Source organism: Cutibacterium avidum 44067, assembly GCF_000367205.1.
GTDB classification, from domain to species: Bacteria; Actinomycetota; Actinomycetes; order Propionibacteriales; family Propionibacteriaceae; genus Cutibacterium; species Cutibacterium avidum.
The window spans coordinates 670,120-691,340 of sequence record NC_021064.1 but is presented as its reverse complement, the minus strand read 5'-3'; the positions used below and the strand labels follow the sequence as shown (position 1 = coordinate 691,340).

The 21,221-nt window shown below is 63.4% G+C and carries 13 protein-coding genes and 2 tRNA genes; 4 read left to right on the top strand and 11 right to left on the bottom strand.

The genetic code is table 11. The annotated features are described in order from the left end of the window. The first annotated feature begins 50 nt into the window (after positions 1–50). Complete coding sequence (gene valS / locus PALO_RS03165; RefSeq protein WP_015582384.1) at positions 51–2,666, top strand: valine--tRNA ligase; 2,616 nt, start codon at positions 51–53, stop codon at positions 2,664–2,666. A 468-nt stretch (positions 2,667–3,134) separates the two neighbouring features. Here valS and PALO_RS03160 read toward each other — a convergent pair whose 3' ends face one another. After that, positions 3,135–6,395, bottom strand: a complete 3,261-nt coding sequence (locus PALO_RS03160; protein ID WP_015582383.1) for a S41 family peptidase — start codon at positions 6,393–6,395, stop codon at positions 3,135–3,137. A 50-nt stretch (positions 6,396–6,445) separates the two neighbouring features. On the opposite strand from PALO_RS03160, the gene PALO_RS03155 reads away from it, so the two are divergent. After that, positions 6,446–6,829: a hypothetical protein gene (locus tag PALO_RS03155; protein WP_004808763.1), complete on the top strand. Its 384-nt coding sequence runs from the start codon at positions 6,446–6,448 to the stop codon at positions 6,827–6,829. A gap of 2 nt (positions 6,830–6,831) precedes the next feature. Here the strand turns inward: PALO_RS03155 and clpX are convergent, their stop codons facing one another. The 5 genes from clpX to tig form a co-directional block, all read right to left on the bottom strand. Beyond that, positions 6,832–8,124 carry an ATP-dependent Clp protease ATP-binding subunit ClpX gene (gene clpX / locus PALO_RS03150; protein ID WP_015582382.1) on the bottom strand — a complete coding sequence of 431 codons (1,293 nt, stop codon included), beginning with the start codon at positions 8,122–8,124 and terminating at the stop codon, positions 6,832–6,834. Positions 8,125–8,328: 204 nt separating this feature from the next. After that, complete coding sequence (locus tag PALO_RS03145) at positions 8,329–9,018, bottom strand: ATP-dependent Clp protease proteolytic subunit (RefSeq protein WP_004808765.1); 690 nt, start codon at positions 9,016–9,018, stop codon at positions 8,329–8,331. Positions 9,019–9,025: 7 nt separating this feature from the next. Further along, positions 9,026–9,631 carry a ClpP family protease gene (locus PALO_RS03140; protein ID WP_002516946.1) on the bottom strand — a complete coding sequence of 202 codons (606 nt, stop codon included), beginning with the start codon at positions 9,629–9,631 and terminating at the stop codon, positions 9,026–9,028. A gap of 81 nt (positions 9,632–9,712) precedes the next feature. Next, positions 9,713–10,969, bottom strand: a complete 1,257-nt coding sequence (locus tag PALO_RS03135) for an AI-2E family transporter (RefSeq protein WP_015582381.1) — start codon at positions 10,967–10,969, stop codon at positions 9,713–9,715. 191 nt (positions 10,970–11,160) lie between these two features. Further along, positions 11,161–12,774 (bottom strand): trigger factor, encoded by a 1,614-nt coding sequence (tig, locus tag PALO_RS03130; protein WP_015582380.1) that lies wholly within the window; start codon positions 12,772–12,774, stop codon positions 11,161–11,163. Positions 12,775–13,017: 243 nt separating this feature from the next. On the opposite strand from tig, the gene PALO_RS03125 reads away from it, so the two are divergent. Then, positions 13,018–14,265: a peptidase T gene (locus PALO_RS03125; RefSeq protein ID WP_015582379.1), complete on the top strand. Its 1,248-nt coding sequence runs from the start codon at positions 13,018–13,020 to the stop codon at positions 14,263–14,265. A gap of 44 nt (positions 14,266–14,309) precedes the next feature. Here the strand turns inward: PALO_RS03125 and PALO_RS03120 are convergent. Then, a tRNA-Gly gene (locus PALO_RS03120) sits at positions 14,310–14,380 on the bottom strand. A gap of 159 nt (positions 14,381–14,539) precedes the next feature. Here PALO_RS03120 and PALO_RS03115 point away from each other — a divergent pair. Then, positions 14,540–14,983, top strand: coding sequence for a DUF2871 domain-containing protein (locus PALO_RS03115; protein WP_015582378.1), 444 nt, complete (start codon positions 14,540–14,542; stop codon positions 14,981–14,983). A 253-nt stretch (positions 14,984–15,236) separates the two neighbouring features. On the opposite strand, the gene PALO_RS03110 is transcribed toward PALO_RS03115, so the two are convergent. The 4 genes from PALO_RS03110 to PALO_RS03095 form a co-directional block, all read right to left on the bottom strand. Further along, positions 15,237–15,309 (bottom strand) — tRNA-Pro (locus tag PALO_RS03110). A gap of 91 nt (positions 15,310–15,400) precedes the next feature. After that, positions 15,401–16,342, bottom strand: coding sequence for an alpha/beta fold hydrolase (locus PALO_RS03105; protein ID WP_004808772.1), 942 nt, complete (start codon positions 16,340–16,342; stop codon positions 15,401–15,403). A gap of 37 nt (positions 16,343–16,379) precedes the next feature. Then, positions 16,380–19,625, bottom strand: coding sequence for a bifunctional lysylphosphatidylglycerol synthetase/lysine--tRNA ligase LysX (lysX, locus tag PALO_RS03100; protein WP_041709990.1), 3,246 nt, complete (start codon positions 19,623–19,625; stop codon positions 16,380–16,382). 261 nt (positions 19,626–19,886) lie between these two features. Continuing rightward, positions 19,887–21,164, bottom strand: a complete 1,278-nt coding sequence (locus tag PALO_RS03095; RefSeq protein ID WP_041710233.1) for a hypothetical protein — start codon at positions 21,162–21,164, stop codon at positions 19,887–19,889. Positions 21,165–21,221: the final 57 nt, after the last annotated feature.

Below are 21,221 nucleotides of genomic sequence, written 5' to 3'. Positions count from 1 at the left end.
AACGCCGCTCGCCTGGCAACCTGTCCGAGTCGAACATTAGAGTTTGGAACATGACCTCACAGACCTCTGCGCCCTCATCCGCTACGTCCCCGACGCGTGGCGTCGTACCTGACAAGCCGGTCCTCGAGGGCCTCGAGAACAAGTGGGGTCAGGTCTGGGAGGACCAGCAGCTTTACGCCTTCGACGCCACCGCGGTGGACTCCCGTGACCAGGTGTTCTCGATCGACACCCCACCTCCCACCGTCTCCGGACACCTGCACCCGGGTCACGTCTTCTCCTACACCCACACCGACACCGTCGCCCGCTACCAGCGGATGCGCGGCAAGAAGGTCTTCTACCCGATGGGTTGGGACGACAACGGTCTTCCGACCGAGCGACGCGTACAGAACTACTACGGTGTGCGCTGCGATCCCTCGCTCCCCTATGACCCGGACTTCACTCCGCCGGCCAAGCCCGACCCCAAGCATCAGGTCGCAATCAGCCGTCGGAACTTCGTCGAGCTGTGCGTCGAGCTGACTGCCGTCGACGAGAAGACCTTCCAGGACCTGTGGCGTTCGGTCGGTCTGTCGGTGGACTGGAACCAGCTCTACACGACGATTTCCCCGGAGTCCCAGCGGATCGCCCAGCTGGCCTTCCTGCGCAATCTGTCGCGCGGCGAGGCGTACATGAACGACGCCCCGACCCTGTGGGACGTCACCTTCTCCACGGCCGTCGCCCAGGCCGAGCTCGAGGCCCGCGACTACCCCGGCGCCTACCACCGGCTGGCCTTCCACCGCACCGACGGTCACGGTGACGTCTTCATCGAGACCACCCGACCCGAGCTGCTCGCCGCCTGTTGTGCCCTCATCGCCCACCCCGATGACGAGCGCTACCAGCACCTCTTCGGCACCACCGTCACCACTCCGCTGTACGGGGTCGAGGTCCCGGTCCTGGCTCACACCGCCGCCGAGATGGACAAGGGCGCCGGTATCGCCATGTGCTGTACCTTCGGTGACCTCACTGACGTCCAGTGGTGGCGTGAGCTGCAGCTGCCGACTCGTACCATCATTGGTCGCGACGGACGTGTCCTCGGTGAGACCCCGCAGTGGATCATCGACGCCGGCTCCGCCGACAGGTACGAGGCCATTGCCGGCAAGACCACCTTCACCGCCCGCAAGCTCGTCGTCGAGGCCCTGGTGGAGTCTGGCGAGATGGACGGTGAGCCCAAGCCCACCCAGCGCAAGGCGAACTTCTACGAGAAGGGCGACAAGCCGCTGGAGATCATCGGCACCCGTCAGTGGTACATCCGCAACGGCGGACGTGACGTCGGCCTGCGCGAGGCGCTGCTGGAGCGTGGCCGGGAACTCGAATGGGTGCCCGAGCACATGCGTCACCGGTACGAGAACTGGGTCGAGGGCCTCAACGGCGACTGGCTCATCAGCCGTCAGCGTTTCTTCGGTGTTCCTTTCCCGGTCTGGTACCCGCTGAACGCCGACGGCGAGCCCGATTACGACCACCCGCTGTTGCCCGAGGAGTCGGCCCTGCCAGTCGACCCGGCCTCCCAGGCACCGGCCGGCTACGAGGAGTCCCAGCGTGGCGTTGCTGGCGGCTTCATCGGAGACCCGGACGTCATGGACACCTGGGCCACCTCCTCCCTGACCCCCCAGATCGTCACTGGCTGGGAGCGCGACGCCGACCTGTTCGCCAAGACCTTCCCGATGGACTTCGCGCCCGAGGCTCACGACATCATTCGTACCTGGGTGTTCTCGCGGGTGGTGCGCGCGCATCTGGAGAACGGCGTCCTGCCGTGGAAGCGTGCCGCTATCTCTGGCTTCGTCACCGACCCTGACCGCAAGAAGATGTCGAAGTCGAAGGGCAACACCGTCGTCCCGACCGAGATCATCGAGGAGTTCGGTGCCGACGCCGTGCGCTGGCGTGCTGCCATGGCCCGGCCCGGTATGGACTCCCCCTTCGACAAGGCCCAGATGAAGGTCGGTCGCCGTCTAGCCATGAAGATCCTCAACGCTTCAAAGTTCGTCCTCGGATTCGGTGAGGGCGGTCAGGTCTCCGACATCACCAACCCGGCCGACCTGTCGATGCTCGCCGGGCTGCGCCAACTCGTCGTGGAGGCCACTGATGCCTTCGACAAGTTCAACTACACCGCCGCCCTTGAGGTGTCCGAGCAGTTCTTCTGGACCTTCTGCGACGACTACCTCGAGCTGGTCAAGGAGCGCGCCTACGACTCCGAAGGGACCGACGAGGCCGGTGCCCTGAGCGCCCGGACGGCCCTGCGTCTGGCACTCGACGTCATGCTGCGTCTGTTCGCCCCGTTCCTGCCCTTCGTCACCGAGGAGGTCTGGAGCTGGTGGAAGGACGGATCGGTGCACACTTCGTCCTGGCCGACCGCCGACGAGGTGCCGGCTGACGGTGACGTCGACCTCATGACTGACGTCTCGGCCGCCTTGATCGAGCTGCGCGGTGTGAAGTCCACCCACAAGGTGCCGATGCGCACCCCGATCCTCTCGGCCCGAATCAGCGCCCCGGCGTCGGTCATCGCCAACCTCGAAGCCGTCAAATCGGATCTGGCCAAGGTGTCCAAGACTGAGTCCTTCACCTTCGTCGAGGGCGGCGAAGAGTTGAGTCTCGACGCTGAGCTGGGTGAGCCCCCGGCCAAGCGCAAGAAGTGATCCCATGGACGATCGCCGGTGCCATCTTGGCGCCGGCGATCGTCGTTTTTGCGTCTCAGGGCCACACTGGCGCCTCGGCCCCAGAATCTGCCGGTGCGCCGTCATGGCCTGCGCCGCGACGCCATGGAACAGCACCCCGGCTTCCGATGCCGAACCTCATCACGGCCGTGGTGCTCTCGCATGGTCTGGCCCCGATCGTCACCCGGACGGCCTCCTCGGGCGCGAATGTGCGCAAGAGCCGCGTCGACCGGCAGACCCGAACCTGTCCTGATCCTGGCATGCGGTCCGCCACCGCCTCCCCTGACCTGTTCCTCCGGTCATCGCGGGTGTCGGAATCCGAACGCGGTAACTACGGGAGGTTTGCCGCGAGTTCCCTTACTGGCCGCACGCACCGCCTGTTCGCACGCCTGGAGCACGACTCGGCCCCCGCACCTGCTCAAGTGCGGGGGCCGAAGTGCGTTGAGATGATCAGCCGAAGACCGGTCCGGGGAACTCGGGCGGCGTCGAAGCCGGCTTCTCGTCGAGTTGCCGCAGACACTCGGCAATGGCCGCGTCGAGTTGGACGTCCTTCTCGGACTCCCAATCCTCCGGGGAGACGGTCACGACGATGTCGGGGTCGACGCCGTGGTTCTCCACTCCCCAGCCGTAGTTGCCGTACCAGCCGGCGTACCTGGGCTGAGTGACACCGGTACCGTCGACCAGATCGAACCGGCCGTCGATTCCAATGACGCCTCCCCACGACCTCTCACCAATGACCTTGGCGTATCCCATGGTCTGGGTCGCGGCAGAGACGATGTCACCGTCGGACCCGGCCCACTGGTTGGTGACCATGACGATCGGTCCGCGCACCGCGTTCTGCGGATAAGTGGTAGGGCTCTCGCACCAACGGCTGAAGTCCCATCCGACGACCTTGCGAGCCAACCTCTCGACGACCAGCTGGGAGGTGTGACCACCGTGGTTGAACCTCACGTCGGTGATGACGCCCTCATGGCTGGTCGCCTCGTTGATCTGACGGTGCAGCTCGGCCCAGCCGTCGGACACCATGTCCGGCACGTGCAGGTAGCCGAGTCGTCCGCCCGAGCGCTCCTCGACATAGCGCCGACGAGACGCCACCCAGTCGTGGTAGCGCAGCGGGGCCTCGTCGGCCATCGGCACGACGGCGACCTGCCGCTGATCCTCACCCCGGCGTACCATCAGCTCGACGACCCGTCCGGCGGATCCCTCCAGGAGCTCGCCAAGGGTGCCGTCAACGCCAACCTTGCGGCCATCCACCGCGACGACGACGTCACCGTCGGCCACTGCGACCCCAGCTGCCCGCAACGGGGACCAGGCGCGCGGGTCCGAGGACTCGCCGGGAACGACGCGGACGACCCTGGCCCCATCGCCCTCGCTGCTGACGTCCGCGCCCAGCAGACCCGCACGCATGTCGGGATCACCGGAAGCCCCCGCTGCAGAGACGTAGGAGTGCGAGGTGTTGAGCTCCGCGACGGTCTCCCACAGGATGTCGTGGAGGTCGTCGACGGCATGGCACAGATCAACGAGCGGACGGTACCGATTCAGCACGCCGGCCCAGTCGACGCCGTTCATGTCCTCACGCCAGTAGTGGCTGGCCATCAGGCGGCCATTCTCGTCGAACATCTGACGCCACTCGGCACGCGGATCAATGGTTCGACGCAGCCGGGACAGGTCGACGCGAATGTACGCCGGGTCGTCGTCGTCCACCTTGTGGGAGGAGGGAACGACGATGACGTCATCCTTGTAATGCACCACCAGACGCTCCCCGTCGCCGGAGACCGAGTAGGAGTCGACGTGCTCGCAGAGTTTGTCGAGGTGACGGTTGACGAGGTTGTAGTGCCACAACACGTCGCTGGGGACTTCCCCGCTGACACCAGCACGAGTAGCTCCGAGTTCGCCACCGCTATCGGCGATCTCGATCCAGACCAGGCCATCCTTGACCGCCGCCAGTCCGCGGTAGGAGCCCGAGGGCACCGGGAAGGGCACCATCCTCTCCTCGAAGCCATCAGCGGTGAGGTTGCAGACGACCTCGGGAGTCTTGTCGTCGTCATTGCCAGCCTCAGCGGTGGCCTTGGCCTTGGCGTCCTGGACCTCGCTGATCTGCCATCCCTGGGAGGACGGACCGAAGGGGGACACCTCGGTGGCGCTCAGCGGAACCAACCACGGACGCTGGGTGTGTCCGAAGGACAGGTCAAAGGTCTGGCCGTCGTAGTTCGGGTCAAAGGTGCGCGCCGAGAGCATGACGAGGTACTTGCCGTCGGCGGTGAAGACCGGGCATGAGTCGTCGAATGCACCGCGAGTGAGGGCGAAGGACTCCCCCATCCCCTGTTCGTCCCAGCAACGAATCTGACCGATCATGGCGTCTCCGGAGGCAACCGGTGAACGCCACACCAGATAGCGCGAGTCCGGGGACCACACCAGACCGCTGGCCTCGCCCTCCGGGGAATTCGCAATCTGGCGGACGGCATCGTCGGCCATGGTGACGATGAGGATGCGACCGTCATGGCTGACGAGGGCGACCTTCGTACCATCGGGGGCTGGTGCCATGTGCAGTACACGACCGATCTGTCCCTGCGCCACACGATGGACATCGCCGGTGCCGTCGAGATTGGCGATCTCGAGGCAGTCCTCTCCCTCGACGTCGCTGGCCCACACCCCCTGACCAGTCTGGCCAAGAACGCGCGGCTCACGGATCCTGACCCCGTCTGCTGCCGAAAGGGCTCGAGCCGGGCCGGAACGGTGGGTGAGGAAGTAGGCAGCTCCCCGCCACTCCAGCAGGGATCCGTCGCCGCCGTGGTCGGAGACGACGGCCTCCAGACGGTCGGTGGGGTCCAGTGGAACACGCTGGGGCGCTCCGACACCAAGATCGATCTCGAGACGCTGAGGCTCGGCGTCGAGGCCGGTCATTGCCCAGAGCGCACCGTGAGCGTGGTAGACGATCGTCCTTCCATCAGTACGAGGGTCGCGAACGTAACCCTGATCCTCGCTGTGATGGGTGTGCTGACGCAGGTCATGGCCCCGACCGTCGACCGACCAGATCTGGGCCTGGGAGCGCGGGCAGTCGTCTTCACTCATGTCGGAACTGAAGAGGAGTCGACCGTCGACCCAGCCAACTCCGTAACGTCCAGCGGCGGCGTAGCGACCGTCGTGGTCGTCGTTGCCGTCCCGCAGCACGCGCAGGAAGCTGCCCGCCCCGGCAGGACGCAGCCAGATCTGGGCGGCAGTGCCACCGCGATAGCGCTTCCAGCGCGAGCAGTCTCCGGAGTTCGGGGTGACGACGGCGACGGCACCGTCCGAGTTCACGGCCAGGTCCATTCCTGGCCCGTATCCAAGACGCTCGACGTGGCCGTTCAGGGAGACCGTGTACAGCCAGGACAGACCGATGTCATTGGTCTGATGCGGAGACGAGAACACCACGTGCTCGTCGTCCTGCCATCCCACCACGAGGTTGCGAGCAGCTCCCAGCCAGGTCAGCCGGCGCTGATCGCCCGTGGCCAGGTCGATGACGAAGACTTCGGGTCGCTGACCCAGGTAAGAGGTCCACGCAATCTTCGTGCCATTCGGACTGAAACGAGGATTACGGACCATGACGTGATCGCTGGTGAGCCGACTTGCCCGTCCTCCAAGGACGGGGACCAACCACAAGTCGTTGTCAGCAGTGAAAACCACGAGGTCACCGTGGACATCGGGGTATCGCAGATATCCGGTTGCCATAGGTGTCAGGGTACCGTTTTGTCAGGAAAGCAACAGGAGGAGTAACCCCCGTGGCAGGTACGCGAAAGTCCGCGAAGTCGAAGCTCGTCAAGACGGCCATAGCCGCCGGAACACCGCTGGCCAAGGATCTGTGGGATTCCATCAACACGGACGGCCGTGCCGAGGCATGGGCGAAATCAGGCTACGACAAGGCCCGTAAGTCGGCGACCTCGAAGACGGCGCTGGGACGGGTACAGCTCACCGTGGATCGCGTGCTGGAGTATGCCGACCGCTCGCCCAGCTCCAAGGCCCAGGAATGGCGCGACGAGGCCAACGACATCGCGTCCCGCATTCCGCTGGTCAAGGTGCAACGCGGCAAGGAACGCCGCAAGTCCGTCTCGAACCTGCAAAAACGGGCTGACAAGCTGCTTGCCGAGGTTCTCGACGAGCACTGAGGTCAGGCCGACAACCGTCCTCGCCCGTGCGCCAAGCTCGGTGCGGACAGGTACTGGCACTTCCCCTCCCCCGTGACGGCCTCGCGGGTCACGACAACGCGAGCGACGTCATCACGGGAGGGTACGTCGAACATGACGTCCATGAGGGTCTCCTCGATGATGGCCCGCAGACCGCGAGCACCGGTCCCCCGGGCCACGGCCTTGTCGGCTATCGCTTCCAGGGCGCTGTCGGTGAAGGTCAACTCGACGCCGTCGAGTTCGAAGAGCTTCTCGAACTGACGGGTCAGGGCGTTGCGCGGTTCGGTGAGGATACGCACCAAGGCGTGGCGATCCAGCGGATGAACGGCCGTGACCATGGGCAGCCGACCGATGAACTCCGGGATGAGCCCGAACTCGTGAAGGTCCTCCGGGCGGACCAGGCTCAAGGCCTCCGGCCCTTCGATGACGTCGCGAACTCCTGGATCGTTGTTGAACCCGAGCGGACGGGTGCCGATCCGCTTCGTGATGATGTCTTCCAGACCAGCGAAGGCGCCGCCCACGATGAAGAGGATGTTGGTGGTGTCGATCTGGATGAAGTCCTGCTGGGGATGCTTGCGTCCGCCTTGAGGAGGCACCGAGGCGACCGTCCCCTCGAGGATCTTCAGCAGAGCCTGCTGGACCCCCTCACCAGAGACGTCACGAGTGATCGACGGATTCTCCGACTTGCGAGCCACCTTGTCGATCTCGTCGATGTAGATGATTCCCCGCTCGGCACGCTTGACGTCGAAGTCAGCGGCCTGGAGCAGTTTGAGCAGGATGTTCTCGACGTCCTCACCGACGTAGCCGGCCTCGGTCAGAGCCGTGGCATCAGCCATCGCGAAGGGAACGTTGAGCTGACGAGCCATCGTCTGGGCGAGATAGGTCTTGCCGCAACCCGTCGGCCCGAGCATGAGGATATTCGACTTGCCGAGCTCCACCCCATCGTCCTCGGCGCGGCGGGCGTGCGGCACGTCGACCTCGGACTGAATTCGCTTGTAGTGGTTGTAGACAGCCACCGAGAGGGTGCGCTTGGCCTCCTCCTGCCCGATCACCCACGCGTCAAGGAACTCACACAGTTCACGAGGACGGGGCAGCTCGTCGAGGCCACCGACCTCCTCAGAGGAGGAGAACTCCTCCTCGATGATCTCGTTGCACAGATCGATGCACTCGTCACAGATGTAAACCCCGGGGCCAGCGATGAGCTTCTTGACCTGCTTCTGGCTCTTTCCGCAGAAGGAACACTTGAAGAGGTCCCCGCTCTCACCAATCCGCGCCATCCGGCTCTCCTCCTTGTCGGCAGGCCAACATCGTCACGCCCCTCCGGGCGTTCGTTCCCCGAGCTGTGCGCCGTCCACCATAGCCGTGGACGGTATCTACCCCGTCGTTGTCGCCTCCCCGTGTTGGGTGACGACAACGAACCCTGCAGTGGCCCTCGAGACTCGAGGGCCACCACGCGCCGGACGAGAACTCGTCCGGCAACCTCACAGAGAGGTGAGAACGTCGTCGATCAGGCCGTACTCCTTGGCGCCCTGGGCGGTCAGGTACTTGTCGCGGTCGATGTCCTTGGACACCTGCTCAACGCTCTGACCGGTCGCATCAGCCAACATGCCCTCCATGAGCTTGCGGATGCGCTGAATCTCGTCGTCCAGGATCTCGATGTCGGTGGCCTGGCCATAGGTGGCCTGACCCATCGCCGGCTGATGGATGAGAATGGTCGAGTTCGGCAGGGACAGACGCTGTCCCTTCGCCCCGGCCGCCAGCAACACGGCCGCAGCCGAGGCCGCCATACCCAGACAGATCGTCTGAACATCGGGACGCACGTAGTTCATGGTGTCGTAGATCGCCGTCATCGCGGTGAAGGAGCCACCGGGCGAGTTGATGTACATGCTGATCTGGCGATCGGCATCCATCGACTGCAGGCACAGCAGCTGAGCCATCACGGCATTGGCGATGTCGTCGGTCACCGGGGTGCCGAGGAAGATGATGCGGTCCTCGAACAGCTTGGTGTATGGGTCGACACGACGCACGCCGTAAGAGGTGCGCTCCTCCCACTGCGGGATGTAGTAGTCGTTGCGCGGACCTGCCGGGGCCAGCCCACCGGGAGCAGCCTGCTCGGCCTGCTCGGCGTTCAAGGCGGCCAGCCGACTCCTGTCAAAGGCGTTGAATCCCATGGTCACCTCACTGATTGGGGGCGTCGCCGCGGAGCTGCGACGCGTTGCTGTAGACGTGGTCGATGAGCCCGTACTCAAGAGCCTCCTGAGCGGTGAACCAGTGGTCACGGTCGGAGTCCTCGAGGATTTGCTCCAGGGTGTGGCCGGAGTGATCGGCATTGAGCTGGGAGAGCTCCCGCTTGGTGTCCTTGAGCATCTTGGCGTTGATGGCGATCTCCGTGGCGGTACCGCCGACGCCACCCAACGGCTGATGCATGAGGATCTTGGCATGCGGCAGGGCGTACCTCTTGCCGGGGGTACCGGCAGTCAGCAGGAACTGGCCCATCGAGGCAGCCATACCCATCGTCACCGTGGCGACATCGTTGGAGATCCACTGCATGGTGTCGTAGATCGCCATTCCGCCGGTGACCGAGCCACCCGGGGAGTTGATGTACAGGTAGATGTCAGCCTCGGGATCCTCGGCGTTGAGCAGCAACATCTGGGCGCACAGCGCGTTGGCATTCTCGTCCTTGACCTCGGACCCAAGGAAGACGATGCGGTTGCGCAGCAGCGACTGGTAGACGTTGTCGGTCATCCCGGCACCGCCGGTCTCGGGGCCGGCCATGGCGGGCATGCCCTGGGAAGTGATCGAAGTGTTGTGATTCACGATTCTGAACCTACCTTGTGGGAACGACAGTTCCAGGGGCTTTCGCGTTCAGCGGTCCTCGACGAGGTCGGCATGCTCCTCGTCCGGGTTGTCCTCAAGACCCTCAGTAGGTCGGGAGGAGATGAGGGCATTGGCCCACCGGGCGCCCGGGTCGTGGTCGATGAGGGTCGCCTTGACGAGCAGCGAACACGGTAGAGCGATGAGGGTTCCCAGCGCACCGAAGACCCAGCCCCACAACAACAGGGAGACGAAGGACATCGTCGGAGTCAGGCCGACGGCGTCACCCGCGAACTTCGGCTGAATGATGGACTGGATGACGAAGTTGAGCACGGAGTAAGCGATGATCACAGCAAGTGCCGCAACCCAACCGTCGCCGAAGAGAGCCAGCAGGGCCGGCGGGATGACACCGATGATGAAGCCGATGTTCGGGATGTAGTTCGTCAGGAAGCTGAACAACGCCCACACCCCGGCAAGAGGGACACCGATGATGAGCAGGGCCGCCCAGTCGAAGAGCGCAACGATGAGACCGAACACCGTCGTGACGAGCCAGTACTTGCGAATACCGCTGGCAAAGGACTCGAGGGCGATGACGACGTCGGGTTTCCGCTTACCAGCCAGACGAAGACGATCGTGCATCTGCGGGGTGTCCATGACCATGAAGATCACGCCCGTCAGGATGACGACGATCATCGTCACCACACTCGTGGTGTCCGAGGCCAAGGATGTCACGACCGACATCACCTGCTGAGGATCAATCTTCTTGAGTTTCTCGGTGATGACCTCTTGGGAGTAGCCGAGCTGCGTCGACCAGTTCAACAGCTGGGTGTAGGTCTTCTCCATCTGCGGGATGTAGCTCTGCAACTGGTTGATCATGGCCGCGACCGACCACACCATTCCAGCCAATCCCGCTGCCAACACGATGACGACGACGGTGCCGGCTGATGTGGCGGAAATCCACCTCGGGCACTTGTGCTTCACGAGCCAGGTGTGGATCGGGTAGGCCGTGATGAGCAGGTTCAGAGCGAAGAACAGCGGCGCAATGACGCTGGAGAGTTCGTGGAGGAAGCTCAGTCCTAGCCACGCTGCAGCCAGGGTGAGAAGGACGATCGTGACCTTGGGCAAACCGTGCTTGCTGGACGCAGCCTTGGCCTTCTCCTCGTCCTTGGGCTGAGGCTGAAGACCGGACTCAGCCGCCATCTTGGCGCTCGTCGCGCCATGGGTCGGCTGCTCCTCGAGCGTTGCTTCGTCGGTCTCGACCTCGCCGCGCTCGACAGCACGGGCCACCGCGATGTCGTCGGCCACCATCTGGCGCACATTGCGCAACTGACGGGTGGCGGGAGCAACGGAGATCCGGCGTCGAGGCCGTGGGGTGCGTGAGGGGCGTTTGCTCATCGGACTTCCTCAGGTTGACGTGAAGCCGGCGCCGCGCGGAAAACCCGCACGACGCCGGTCATCAACGGATCATGTCGATCCTAGGGGACTGCCGTCCCGGATCGTCACTCAGACTTGTCCTCCTTGGCCGCCGACTTGGTCGACTTGGCCGCAGTCGACTTCTTGGCGGCCGACTTCTTGGCAGCAGGCTTCTCGTCAGCCTTGTCCTTATCGGCGGGCTTCTTGGAGGTCGTCTTCTTGGCAGCGGGCTTCTTGGCCGGAGCCTTCTTCGCAGTGGGCTTCTTGGCAGCGGACTTCTTCTCGGCCTTGGCCTCCTCAGCGGAAGCCTCAGCCTTACCTTCGGCCTCCTCGTCGGAGTTCTCGGTCTCCGCCGGCTTGTCGGCAATGGTGCCGTCGGGCTGGATGCGGTCGAGCTCGAGGGCCTCACCCTTCGAGTCCTTGACGGTGGCAGTACCGACCATCGAGGCCAGAGCCTTGCCACGACGGATCTCCTGCATCCAATCGGGCAGGTGGTTGTGCTGCATCATGTGCTGGGCCTCCTCCTCAGGGGAGGTTCCGTTCTGCTGAGCCTTGCGGAAGAGCAGTTCGGTCAGCTCATTCTGCTCGACGCCGATCTCGTCGTCGTCAGCCATCTTGTCGAGGACGACCTGAGCCTTGAGGGCGTCGAGGGAGCGCTTCTCGATCTCAGCCCAGAAGTCGTCGGCGTTGTCGGCCTCCTCCTCGGACTCCTCGAGATACTCCTCGACCGTCATACCAGCCTGGGTCAGCTGCTGGCTGACCTGCTGACGACGGGCCTCAAGCTCGGCGTCGACGAGGGCGGTCGGCAGCTCGATGTCAATCTTGGAGATGACCTCCTCGAGGACCTTGTCGCGAGCGTCGGCAGCCTGATCCAGACGGGCCATATTCTCGAGGGCGGTGCGCAGATCGGCACGCATCTCATCGACGGTGTCGAACTGGCTGACGAGCTGGGCGAAGTCATCGTCAACGACCGGGAGCTCCTGCTCGCAGATCTTGGTGACGGTGACCTTGATGTCGGCCTCCTGACCGCGCAGCGGGCCACCGACGAGAGTGGAGTGGAAGTCAGCGGACTCGCCGGCCTTCAGACCGGTGACCGCCTCGTCGAGTCCCTCGAGCATGCCCTCGGAGCCGACCTTGTAAGTGACGCCGGAAGCGGTGGCGTCCTCCAGGGCCTCACCGTCGCGGGTGCCGGCCAGGTCGATGGTGACGAGGTCATCCTTGGCGGCAGCGCGCTCGACCTCAGTGTTGGTGGCGAAACGCTGGCGCAGGGTCTCGACGCGCTCGTCGACGTCCTCGTCAGGCACCTCGACGGCGGGCACCTCGACGGAGATGGCGGAGAGATCAGGCAGGTCGAACTCAGGACGGACGTCCACCTCTGCGGTGAACTCGACGACCTCGCCGTCCTCCAGCTTGGTCACCTCGATCTCGGGCTGACCAAGGGGAACGACCTTGTTCTCCTCGACGGCCTTGCCGTAAGCGGCAGGCAGCGCGTCGTTGATGGCCTCCTGAAGGACGACTCCGCGGCCGAAACGCTGGTCGATGACCGGAGCTGGCACCTTTCCCTTGCGGAAGCCGGGGACATTCACCTGGGCGGCAATGTCCTTGTAGGCCTTGTCAAGGCTGGGCTTCAGTTCATCGAAGGGCATCTCGATCGTGAGCTTCACACGGTTGGTGCTGAGCTTCTCAAGGGTGCTGGGCACGAAGTTTCTCCTGTGGTTCCGATTCTGTCGTCCCCGTTTCAGGGAACACACATTCCATCCGATTCTAGCGATGTGGTGGCATGCGAGCCAATGAGACGCCTTCGAGTTGATCTGATGGTCCGCTACCCGCGTTTTTCCAGTGTCACCACGCCCATGCCGACTATTCCCCTCGGCCGCACGCAGATTCTGGAATGATCCCGATGATGATTCGTCCGTGCATTCGTCCATGAGAGGAAGCCCGCCGTGACCACTGCATCCATCGAACTCCAGGACGCTCTCGCCACTCGTTTCCTGCGCTACAGCGCAATATCCAGTCAGAGTGACGCCTCCGCCACCGTCGTTCCCTCATCGCCGGGGCAGTGGGAGTTTGCGCGGTTGCTGGCCGTGGAACTCGAGGATGCCGGGGTCGAGAACATTCATCTCAGCGACACCTGCGTGCTGACGGCACGGATCCCATCAACCCTGCCTGATGGCACGAAGGCGCCGACAATCGGCTTTTGCACCCACCTCGACACCGCCGACTCCGGCCTCAGCCCAGACGTCCACGCCCGGATCATCGAACACACCGGTGGGGACATCCACCTGGGTGGTGACCAGTGGATCCGCCGTGAGGAACACCCAGAGATCGACGCCTACGTGGGCCAACGCATCCTGGTGACCGACGGAACCAGCGTGCTGGGGGCCGACGACAAGGCTGGTGTGGCGTCGGTGATGGAGGCTGTCGTCACATTGATGGCCGATCCGCGGCCCCATCCGGAGGTGTACCTCTCCTTCGTACCCGATGAGGAGATCGGACTGCGCGGAGTACGGACGATGGACCTCGAGCGATTCCCGGTCGACTGGGCGTACACCCTGGACTGCTGCGAGCTCGGTGAGGTGGTCGAGGCCACCTTCAACGCCGCCTACGCGACGGTGGTGATCGAGGGAGTTGCAGCCCATCCGATGAGCGCATTTGGCGTTCTGGTCAATCCCATCCTCGTTGCCCACGACCTCATCGGGAGGTTCGACCCGGCCCAGACTCCGGAGTGCACCAAGGACCGCGAGGGCTACATCTGGGTCGACGCCATCCACGGCGACCAGTCGGCGACGACAGTTGATCTGAACATCCGTGACCACGACCGCGCCCGTTTCGAGGAGCGCAAGGACGGGATTCGACATGTCGTCGAGCAGGTGCGCGCAGCTCATCCTCGGGCGCGGATCGACGTCACCTTCGAGGACGTCTATGCCAATCTCGAGGACTCCAAGACCCCCGACAACGCGATCGCTGCCCAACGATTGCTCGAAGCCATGTCGACCGTGGGAGTCGAGCCCATCCACCGGTCAATGCGTGGTGGGACCGACGGCTCCTGGCTGTCCACCCAAGGCATCTTCACCCCGAATTTCTTCACCGGCGCCCACAATTTCCATTCCCGATGCGAATTCCTGCCGCTGCCGAGTCTGGAATGCAGCCATCAGGTCGTCATGGAGCTGATGCGGGGAGCCTCGTGCTGACAAAAGAAATTTGCCCCGAGCCAGACAGCTCGGGGCGATCAGCGAGCGGATGACGGGAATCGAACCCGCGTAGCCAGTTTGGAAGACTGGGGCTCTACCATTGAGCTACATCCGCATGTCCCCAACGGGACCCCGACAGCATACATGGATTGACCGTTGACGTCACATCCGTCGTGGCACGGTAGGTCGGAACGTCCTGAACTCGTCCGCTCGTCACCCAGATATCAACCTTTCGGACCATGTCCACAGCTGATTCCCATGATGTGATGGCCTCATGACACCGTTGAAGAAGCTTGCAACCTGCGCGGCGACCTGGTTGGTCATTGGCCTGGTCGGCGGAGTGTTCTACCGCGAGTTCACCAAGGCCCACGATTTCACCGGCTGGACCCAGCTCAAGGTGGTGCACACCCACAGCCTGGCGCTGGGCTTCATACTGACCCTCATCGTGCTGCTCCTGGAGCGAGCTTTCACCCTGTCGGCACACCGGGGCGCCTTCGCCACCTATTTCTGGGGATTCAACCTCGGTCTCCTGCTGACCATCGCGATGCTCGTGGTGCACGGCATCATGCAGGTCAATGGCAGCACTGACGTCTCCCCTGCCATCTCCGGCATGGCCGGCCTCGGGCACATTGGCCTTTCTGTCGGCCTCGTCGGGCTCATGGTGGCCCTGTTCAAATCGATTTCAGCTACCAACCGTCATGTTGATCAGCAGGCCTGATCTCTCCACGTCTCCACGGCGACGGCGCATTCCTCGGGGTGCGCCGTTTGTCGTGGGGCCGATCGTGAACCGTTCTGTCGGGTCTTCAACGCGCCAGCCCGAACTGTTCCGTACCGAGTCCGTCAAGACATTCGCTCAGTCGAGCAGATCTCCCCTTGTCACAGCGGCCGTGGAGAAATCACCAGAGCCGTTCATCGTGCTCTGGATAAGGCCATACCCACTGCACAAAACGTTGTGACAAGGGTGAACAGGGTCGGGGCGACAGGACTCGAACCTGCGGTCTCCTGCTCCCAAAGCAGGCGCGCTAGCCACTACGCTACGCCCCGTCTCATCACGTCCATCGCAACGAGAACGTCGACAGCTTAGTGGAACACCCCGTCACTCGGCCAATGAGACACCTCTCCAACGCCAATTCCGTCACTTCGACACCGATCGGATGGCGTCGGCGATGACTTCAGGGCGATCCAACATCATGAGGTGATGGGAGTTCTCAACGACGACCAACTTCGCGCCGAGCATCGGGGCCAGACGTTCGTGAAGCTCCAGCTCCTGTTCCTGACCCGAATACACCGCTGACAGCAGCACCGTGGGCAGCCCCGGCCATGGATGGTCTGAACGAACGGCCATGAGGTCCCACGCCTGCCGGTCGTAGCCAATCCACTCAGCTACCGCCATCGCCATGGCGTCAGGACTTCCGTAAACCCGGTACAGCCGATGCTCGTGGAATTGGTGCCACACCAACTTCCCGGACCTCATCGTCTGTGCCACCACGCCAACGGCAAAAGCGGCGCGGCCCAACGAACCCACTACCGAATCCATCACTTTGTGGACGGCCTTGGGTAGCGCAATGCTGTGTTCGCGCGGAGGATGAGTCGGCCATTCCACCGACGGGTCCACGAGTATGATTCCGGCGACGACGTCAGGATGGATACGGGTGAAGGCCTCGGCATGGAAAGCCGCCATGGAGTGGGCGACGAGAATGACCTTCCGTGGTTCCTTGGTGTCCCAATGCCCTTGAATGACCCCGACCAAGTCCCTCAGGCTGGCGACCTCTTCGTCGAGGTCCGGATAGCGTCCGGGCCATAGCGTTCCACCGAGCCCTGGTCTGTCATAGGTGATGACGTCGAGGTCCTGCAGACGATCTACCACCGGTTTCCAGAAGTCGCTCGACGCCGCGGCGCCAGCCATGAGGAGGATGACCGGGTCGTCGACGTTGTGATCGGGCCCTTCACCATCGTCGTAGACAACTCGAATTGGCCGTCCGCCCAGCTCCCGAACCGACGTCAAGGCGTCGTGGGCAGAGTCAAGAACCTTGTGACCGCACCCGTTGGAACAGCTGGCCTCAGCATTCTCACTCATGACAATCCCCTGTCTCACACCACACTTGTCTGGACCCTCACGAGATGCGCGGACGCACCAGTGGAAAGGCAATCGTCTCGCGAATTGATGCATTCGTCAGCATCATCACCAAACGGTCCAGGCCCATGCCCATCCCGCCCGATGGCGGCATGGCGTATTCGAGAGCCTCCAGGAAGTCCTCGTCGAGTTCCATGGCCTCCGGATCACCACCGGCTGCCAGCAATGACTGGGCGGTGAACCGCTCGCGCTGGATCACGGGATCGACGAGCTCGGTGTAGGCGGTACCCACCTCAGACCCGAAGATGATGAGGTCCCACTTCTCGGCCAGGCGCGGATCGTCACGATGCTGACGGGTCAGCGGGGAGACATCGGTCGGGAAGTCACAGAAGAAGGTCGGCTCGACGGTGACGTGCTCGCTCAGGTGTTCGTGCAGCTCGAGGACGACGTCACCGCGGCTCCACTTCGGCATCGTCGCAATACCAAGCTTGTTGGCGTATTCGAGGAGTTTCTCCTTGGGGGTGTCGGCGGTGACCTCCTCCCCCAGTCCTCGCGAGATTCCCTCGTTGACGGTGATGACGTGCCAGTCGTCTGCCAGGTCGATTTCGTGCTCAACGCCTTTGCGGTCGCACCCCCGAATCACGGTGCCACCGATGGCGTTGCGCGCCGCTGCCAGGATCATCGCGCGCGTGAGATGACGCATTTGCACGTAGTCGCCATAGGCCTGATAGGCCTCCAACATCGTGAACTCGGGGTTGTGCGTGGCGTCAGCTCCCTCGTTACGGAAGTTCCGGCCGATCTCAAAGACTCGTCCAGCTCCGCCAACCATGAGCCTCTTGAGGTACAGCTCCGGGGCAATGCGCAGGTAAAGGTCCAGATCGTAAGCGTTGATGTGGGTGCGGAACGGCCGGGCATTCGCGCCACCATGGATCGTCTGCAGAATCGGGGTCTCGACCTCGATGTAATCGTGACTCAGCAGGGTTTCTCGCACCGCACGAATGGCGTTCGAGCGAGCTCTCAACTGATCACGAGCGCCCGGGTTGACGAGGAGATCGAGGTAACGCTGTCGAACCTTCGCCTCAGGGTCGTTGAATCCTGACCGCCGCGACGGCAATGGTCGCAGGGACTTCGCCGCCAACTGCCACGACGCCGTCTCCAAACTCAGCGTTCCATTGCGGGAAGCCCCCACGGTCCCGGATGCCACGAGGTGGTCTCCCAGAGACACCGCATGCCGGAATTCCCGAAGCCTGTCGGCTCCCAGCGAGTCACGCTCCATCACCAACTGGCAGGACCCGGTCCAGTCGAACAGATCGACGAAGATGACACCGCCGTGATCGCGGCAGGCATCGATCCGCCCGGAGACCGTCATCTCCTGACCGGTCAGCTCGACGATGACGTCGCCAGGACGGTGATCGGGCTTGCAGTCGGGAGGGTATGCCTCCACCCCGGACTCGAGGAGCCGCTCACGCGTGGCCATTCGGACACGAACCTGCTCCGGGAGCCGCCGCTGAAGAAGGGCGGGGGTGCGTTCCTCAGCCAGAAATTCCGCGATCTCGGGGTGACCACTAATCGAGTAAATTGGCTGCGGCGGCGGCTCCACCGGGTAGATCCAACTCGGAATGTCGAGCTGGCCCTCGGCAATACCCATCGCCAGACCGACCTGCGCCAGGTCAGAGGTATCGGTGAAGTTGAGGTAGCGGGTCTGCCAGCTCGGCTTGTACTTGACGTTGGAGCGGTAGAGCTGCTCGATCTGGAACCACTTCGACGCAACGAGCACGAGCCAGCGGTTGAGACGACGCACCGGGGAGGCACCGACGCGGGCCCCCTCCTCGATCGCCTCGCGAAAGACCGCGAAGTTCATCGACACACGCCTGATACCAATCTCCGGTCCGGCAGCCATGAGACCGGCGACCATGAGCTCGGTGACTCCGTTGTCGGCTCCGTCCAGGTCACGACGCATGACGTCCAGGGACAATCCGTCATTGCCCCAAGGAGTGAAGGAGAGAATTCCTGCCGTCTGGCCAGCACGTGGACCACCGTCGGGGTACAGCGCCTCCACCATGACGCATCGCCCGTCGAGCGGATCTCCCAGACGGGAAAGAGCCATTGAAAACCCTCGCTCGTCACCATTCTGACGCCATTTGTCAGTGAGGTCGATGAGCCCCTGAAGCTCCTGCGGGTCGATGTCCTCATGACGACGCACTCGGGTGGTGTACCCCATTGCGCGCAACTTGGTGACGGTATGGCGGACCGGCTTGAGGTCGGGATCATCGAGGCTGAACGCGGCGGGAGAGATAATGGCCTCGTCGCCGATGCGCATGGCCTTGAGTCCGGCCTGAGTCCATGCCGTCGCACCTTCCTCAGAAGTGCCGATGACGGCCGGAACCCAACCATAGGTGTGAGCGACGTCAAGGAATGCCTCAATGGCACCGGGCCACTGATCCACTGGGCCGACGGGATCTCCCGAGGCCAGTGCGACCCCTGCTTCGGTTCGATAGCACACTGCCGCATGGCTGTTTCGCGAGAACACGACGGCCTTGTCACGGCGCAGTGCGAAATAGCCGAGGGAGTCCGCCGGATTTTCCTCGAGGAGCCGACGCAGGCGCAGCTCATCGGACAGGCTCATCATGGCGATATTGCGCTGAGATCGCAGCATGACGACAAGGGCGGCCACCAGCACGAGGGCGAGAAGGAAGGAGATCACTTCCTGCACCCAGTGCGGGGATGTGGGAGCAGGTGCAACTTCGACACCATTTCCGCGAATGATCCGACCGACAATGCGCACCAACCGGTTACGAGGCCGTCCGACACCGCCGGTCAGGGAGACCAGCAACCAGCCAATGAAGCCGGTCGCCAACAGCCCGCCAATGAGGACGGCGATGGCCTTGCCGAGATTGGTCCGAACTGTGTGTGCCGCAAAGTCCTTTCGATGAGTCAGCAGGGCGACGAGGATCCAGCCGACTGAGAAGACGTTGAACAGATACCCCGCGAGATCGAGATCATTGAAGGTGTCCGTCGGGCCACCCATGATGACCTCGGTAACAACAACGACGAAAAACGCGGCCGCAACGAGCCACATCAGCCCGAAGAGGATGATGCTCACCCACCAGGCGAATCTCTTGCGCCTCGACAGCGCATCCGCCAGCACCACCAGGACGACGGCCCCCGCCCATCCGAAGCCGTCGATCGGGAAGATGAACACCGAGAACAGGTTGTTCGCGACTCCAACCCACGTCGTGCGGCTGAATACCAGGCGCAGCACGATGAGGAGGACGGCAACATTCATCAATCGCGGTATGACGACAACCGGCATCGACCTCGGATTTGGGGTCGACTGCGAACCGGATCGCGTCCGGGCTGTCGTTGCTGCTCGCGTCTCAGGTACGAAATGGGACGAAGTCACGTCCCAACTGTGCCACGTGCCGCGGACACAACCAGAACCTCACTCGCTGCACAGCCGTTCTTGCCTACTGAAAATGGCACAACCGAGGCAAAATGAGACTTTTCCAACGGATTCATGATCCTGACAAATCTCGTTTCGGCGACATCACCATGTCAGGAGAGCCAGATCCTCGTCGTCCAGATGCTCGCTGACGAGGAGGCGTCGCAACGTCCGCTGGCGCAATTCCCCCACCCGGGGCGAACCGAACGAACTCGTCAGCTCCTCTGGCCACACCGTCGTCATGGCATGGGCGAGCGCGGCCCGGCGTCTGGAGACGCGGTGGCCCTGCGCGTAAAGAGGCCCGCCAGGAACGGTCGGGAGGAAAGCTCCCAGCTCCCACACGGCCTCGTCGGCATCCCGGCTCGCGCACCTGCCGGTCCAAATGGCCCTCTCGGCACGTACCAGCGGGTCTTCTCCCTCGCCAGAGACGACATTGACCCACACGTGTTCGGGCACCAACGTCGCCAGCTCGGCCGAGGCGATACAGCGGGACATGAACGTACCCGGTTCGTCCAATGACAATTCCCACAACCGGCGCAATCCCTCGTCGCGCAGTTCGGGATCACTCATGCGATGTCCCAGCCTGAATGCTGCACAGCAGGTGAGAAGCCGAGCAACGTGGTCATCGGCAGAACCGAACGGCCGTGACAAGACATTCTCGAGGCCCTCGGCAGCCATCTCCAGAGCGGAAAATGGCGCGGCCCTCATACCAACTGCGCTCATGAGGAGCCACATCTGTGGTCCAGTGACGGTACGTGGGTCAAAACCGGAAAGAATCTCGTCGACCCGTGCGCCCACAGCCGTAGCCAGATCGGGTGACCAACCGATCAACACTCGGGTGGCTCCCCTGGACTCATGAATTGCCAGGTCGTGCGCCCCCACCGGCAGCGGGCCAATCGTCTCGCTGGTGTGTTCGGCACCATCGACGAGAATGCCCGCATCGGGGGTGTGACACTCCATCTCTTCGGGCTGATCGACGATGGTCTCGGCTGGCAACCACGCAGGAAGGGAGCTCAGCGCCTCCCCGATGTCGTCCGTGAGCCGACCACGCCACAACGCCATCCGGGAATTGCCCGGGGTCAGGGCAATCTCGCTGCCAAGCAGGCTGACACCCTCGTCCACCGCGCATGAATCACCCATGTCTTGCCGCCAAACCATGAGTGCCGGATGTTCGTCGCGGCATGTTCTGGTGACGACGAGGCCGTGAGCCCCAGCCGCCCACACAGCAGCAGGGAGCGGATCATCAGGGATCCAGATCGGACCGGGAACCGTCATTTCCGCAGTGTCGACGCCAGGAGGCATGGTGATTCCGGCAACGAGCTCGACCTCGTCGGATTGGCGTAGCCGGGCGGACAGCACCGCCCCGCACGGGTGGGTCCACATCCACGAAGAATCGTCGGCGGACTCCTGGCATGACACCAGGGTCCACGGCTGACCGAC

Excerpts from the sequence above, each read along its gene's own strand:
- PALO_RS03135 (WP_015582381.1), bottom strand. The coding sequence starts at position 10,969 with ATGGTGGCCGACGACATCGCGGTGGCCCGTGCTGTCGAGCGCGGCGAG.
- PALO_RS03160 (WP_015582383.1), bottom strand. The coding sequence starts at position 6,395 with ATGGCAACCGGATATCTGCGATACCCCGATGTCCACGGTGACCTCGTG.
- PALO_RS03105 (WP_004808772.1), bottom strand. The coding sequence starts at position 16,342 with ATGAGTGAGAATGCTGAGGCCAGCTGTTCCAACGGGTGCGGTCACAAG.
- PALO_RS03115 (WP_015582378.1), top strand. The coding sequence starts at position 14,540 with ATGACACCGTTGAAGAAGCTTGCAACCTGCGCGGCGACCTGGTTGGTC.
- PALO_RS03095 (WP_041710233.1), bottom strand. The coding sequence starts at position 21,164 with ATGTGGACCCACCCGTGCGGGGCGGTGCTGTCCGCCCGGCTACGCCAA.
- clpX (WP_015582382.1), bottom strand. The coding sequence starts at position 8,124 with ATGGCGCGGATTGGTGAGAGCGGGGACCTCTTCAAGTGTTCCTTCTGC.
- valS (WP_015582384.1), top strand. The coding sequence starts at position 51 with ATGACCTCACAGACCTCTGCGCCCTCATCCGCTACGTCCCCGACGCGT.
- PALO_RS03145 (WP_004808765.1), bottom strand. The coding sequence starts at position 9,018 with ATGGGATTCAACGCCTTTGACAGGAGTCGGCTGGCCGCCTTGAACGCC.
- PALO_RS03140 (WP_002516946.1), bottom strand. The coding sequence starts at position 9,631 with ATGCCCGCCATGGCCGGCCCCGAGACCGGCGGTGCCGGGATGACCGAC.
- lysX (WP_041709990.1), bottom strand. The coding sequence starts at position 19,625 with ATGAATGTTGCCGTCCTCCTCATCGTGCTGCGCCTGGTATTCAGCCGC.